This window comes from Bacillus haikouensis (genome assembly GCF_013179555.1).
GTDB classification, from domain to species: Bacteria; Bacillota; Bacilli; order Bacillales; family Bacillaceae_B; genus Rossellomorea; species Rossellomorea haikouensis_A.
The window spans coordinates 1-4,113 of the sequence record NZ_JABMCR010000327.1 but is presented as its reverse complement, the minus strand read 5'-3'; the positions used below and the strand labels follow the sequence as shown (position 1 = coordinate 4,113).

The following is a 4,113-nucleotide window of genomic DNA, read 5'->3' as shown; positions in this document are numbered from 1 at the left end:
CGGAGTTACCTGGATCTCCAACAAAGGAGATTGGGAGATAAACTAGATTATACGGTCTATTGGGAAGATGGAATTCTTGATGCTGTTGTGTTGAAGCAAACCATTCAGCCTCTTATTGAAAATAGTCTTCAGCATGGATTTGAGAACGTCAGAACGCTTCGTAAAATTTATATAAGATGCTTTAAACTTGATGGATCCCTGGTGATCGACGTCATTGACAATGGTAAAGGGTTTCCTGACAGCAATATTCAGACTCACATACAGAATGGTTATGCGCTACAGAATATTAAAGACAGATTAGCGATGGCATTCGGGGATAAAGCTGATATTTCAATTGAAGATATGTACTCTCGGGGAGCATGGATCAGGATAAAGCATCCATTTATTACAGACATGAGTGAGATTCAAGAAGCGAAAAGCGAAGGTGATTCGAATGACTCTAAAAGTTCTGATCGTTGACGACGAACCCATCATCTGCCAGGGATTAATACAAACAGTCCCCTGGCGTGAGCTTGGTGCCGAAGTCGTCGGAGAAGCAAGCGATGGAGAAGAAGCAATCGAGTTGATGGAATCACATGAGGTCGACCTGGTTCTGTCCGATGTAAAAATGCCATTGATGGACGGACTTCAATTGGCAGAATATATCTCTATTCATCTTCCTGATGTCCGAATGGTTCTGATCAGCGGATATGATGAGTTTGAATATGCGAAACGGGCCATGAGGCTTGGGGTGAAGGATTATCTTCTTAAACCTGTGGATATTGATGAACTGATGAAACTTGTCTCCGTGACTCATGAGGAAACAATGAAAAAGAAGAAGAAAGATGCAGATGAAGTATTAAACCATATTCTGTCTTCAGCTGTATTAGGTCATAACCTTGAGTTAGATAAATTGAAGTTGATGAGTGATAGGGATGTTCAGTATCAATTACTGGGGAGTGAATTGAAAGATTACTTTGATGTAGTTGTTCCTTTGCCTGAAGACGAACAGCACCAGTTTAAAATAAGGTGGAAGAATCTGGTGGAGAAAGAGCTCAATCAAAATAAGGTGTCCAGTGTCTCTTTCTTTATCGATGAAAACAGGCTGATTGTATGCTGTGAAGGAAATGAAGATGTTCAATTGGACGCAGCAAAGTACACACAGATAGTCCAACATGTTGAAGAAAAGCTTGGCGCAGAATGTTTCTTATGTGCCTCCGGTTCCTTCAGCGATCCAGAAAAGGCAGGAGACCATTATAAAGCGTTGATTAACGGGATGAATGCCCATCCTCACATAAACCAAAAAATGTTTGAAGCTGATCGAGTATCAGAAAGGACCATGGATAAGGAGTTTCCAGAGCCTGTTTTGACCCTGGTGAAGCAATTGAAGGAAAGCGATGCGACCGGCATTCATAGGATCACCGAGAAGATTTTCAGGTTTGTCGAGGAGAACAAGTGGAGTCTTGAAGAAGTACTTTCATCCCTGTTGGAAGTGGAGGAAGAACTTTTTGCCGAATTAGATTCAGCCCGGCCGACCCGCTTGAACCCCGATCTCAACTTGACGATATACAACTCCTATCAAGGCCTCAGGAGCTTATTTGAAAAAAATCTGATGGACTATCACTCTATCAAGCAGAACGCAGCATGCAAAGGACCGAACTGGCTCATGAAGAAAGCGGTTACCTATATACAGGATCATTATTCAAGTGACCTTAAAGCTGCTGAGATTGCCAATGTAATAAATGTATCACCGAATTATTTCAGCCAACTGATCAAACAGGGCACAGGAAAGCATTTTAACGACTATTTACATGAAGTCAGGATCGGCAATGCGAAAATCCTGTTAAAAGAAACACCATACCGCGTGTTTGAAATAGCTGAAATCGTTGGCTACAAGGATTATAAATACTTTGTTCAAATCTTTAAGAAAACGACTGGATGCACTCCTACACACTTTCGGAAAATCATCGCACACACTGAAATTTCCGGAAGCAGTCTTTACTAACAGAACAGGAAGGATATGTGTTATGAAATTACAAACCGAATGGAAATTAAACTGGTTCGAACCCGGGAAGCATAACCCGCTTGAACTATCGGCTCCACATTTCATTGATCATTTTTGGATGACAGCAAGTGTACCAGGTGACGTTCATTCCACCTTGATTGCTAAAAATGTGATAGAGGATCCGTTCATTGGCCATAATGACCTGAAATGCAGCTGGGTGGAAGAAAAAGATTGGTGGTACAGAACGACCTTTACCTGGGGTGAAGAGTGTGATGAACAGGATTATATCGAACTTCTTTTCGGGGGGCTGGATACATATGCCGCCATTTTTCTCAACGGGATTGAGATAGGTGGATCAGCGAATATGCTGGTCGAACATGTTTTTGACGTAACGAGTGTAATAAAAAAAGGGAAAAACACGCTGGCTGTGAAATTCGATCCTCTTTCTATACATGTGGGACAAAAAGAGCGGGATTACTGGTGCAGCTACGGTAAGGAGAGAATCTGGACGCGGAAAGCTGCTATGAATTTCGGCTGGGATTGGGGGCCGAGACTGGTCACGACAGGCATCTGGAAAGATGTCCACTTGAAGAAACGTACAAAGGCAAAACTAAAGGACGTTTTTACCTGCACATCAGTAATCACAAACGGCCATGCCGTTGTTTCAGTAGAAGCGGATGTAGAGAGGAAATATGGAGTCCGGGAGCCGCTGTCATGTGAGGTGATCATGCGTTCCGGAGACGAAGAATTTTCTGCATCAGCCGCTGTTGCCGGCGGGACTGTTAAAACAGAAGTGGAAGTGCCGGATCCGAAATTATGGTGGACACATGATTTGGGTGAACCGCATCTATATGACCTTCAAGTCAGGTTGAAAGATCAGGAGAACAGGGTCCTGGATGAACAACGTCAGTCATTCGGCATCCGTGAAGTGAAGGTTGAGCAAAAGCATGAGAACGGTGAACATCTATTTTCTTTTAAGCTGAATGGTGTACGGATTTTTGCAAAAGGGGCAAACTGGATTCCGGTTCACAGCTTTATTGGTGCTGCAGAAGATGACCGCTATAAAAAACTGCTCAGGCTCGCGAAAGACTCCCATATGAACATGATGAGGGTATGGGGCGGCGGAATCTACGAGAAAGACGTCTTCTATGAAGAATGTGACCGGCAAGGCATGCTGGTGTGGCAGGATTTTATGTTTGCCAATGCTCTTTACCCGGACTATAACAAACATTTCATGGACAATGTGCGGGATGAGGTCGCCAAGGTGATCAAAAGACTGCGGAACCACGCATCCCTTGCCATCTGGTGCGGAAATAATGAGATTGATTGGATTTATGACAGAAAGAGTTCCGACGGCGAAATCACGACACCATTTTACGGAGAAAAAATCTATCATGAATTGATCCCGGGACTGCTGGAAGAACTGGACCCTTCACGCCTATACTGGCCGAGTTCTCCTTACGGCACCCATGGAGACAGTGATCATGATGCCGCTGAGGTCGGTGACCGGCATAATTGGGTCGTCTGGCACGGAAATGTGGAACCTCGAAAAATGGGAGATCCGGTGATTCAGAATATGACACTCGAAGGAGTGTCTTTCAAGAATTATAAACAGGATCTGACTCTGTTCTCCAGTGAATTCGGCATGCATGCCTCGTCCAACCGCTACACGTTGTCGAAGTACATCCCCGAAGGTGAATTTTATTGGAAAAGCGATGAAATGAGCTATCGGAATAAAGATCATTTTCACGAAAAAGGGATTCTCCTGATGGAAGGGTTCACCGGTGTTCCGAAGACGATTGAAGACTATATGATGTACTCCATGCTGACCCAGGCAGAAGGGTTGAAATATGGAATTGAACATTACAGACGCAGAAAACCGTTTACGAGCGGAGCGCTTATCTGGCAGCTGAATGACTGCTGGCCAGGAACCAGCTGGTCGATGATCGACTATGAACTCCTGCCTAAAGCTTCCTTTTATTATGCAAAAAAATTCTTTGATCCCGTGGCAGCTTCCTTAGATCATGATCCAGGCAAACCGCTTAAAGTCTGGGTGGTGAATGACCGCATGCAGGCATTAAAGGATACACTGAAGATCGAGGTCCTGACCTTTTCCGGTGAAAAGCTCT

Annotated in this window: 3 protein-coding genes; all 3 read left to right on the top strand. The window is 44.1% G+C overall.

Translation table 11 applies throughout. The features are described 5' to 3' along the window. The coding region (locus HP456_RS20750) for a sensor histidine kinase (protein WP_376766244.1) at positions 1-459 on the top strand (459 nt) is incomplete at its 5' end. Beyond that, positions 434-1,984 (top strand): response regulator transcription factor, encoded by a 1,551-nt coding sequence (locus tag HP456_RS20745; RefSeq protein ID WP_172254654.1) that lies wholly within the window; start codon positions 434-436, stop codon positions 1,982-1,984. The genes HP456_RS20750 and HP456_RS20745, both read left to right, overlap by 26 nt. A gap of 22 nt (positions 1,985-2,006) precedes the next feature. Continuing rightward, on the top strand, positions 2,007-4,113 hold a 2,107-nt coding region (locus HP456_RS20740), incomplete at its 3' end, for a glycoside hydrolase family 2 protein (protein WP_172254652.1).

Excerpts from the sequence above, each read along its gene's own strand:
- HP456_RS20745 (WP_172254654.1), top strand. The coding sequence starts at position 434 with ATGACTCTAAAAGTTCTGATCGTTGACGACGAACCCATCATCTGCCAG.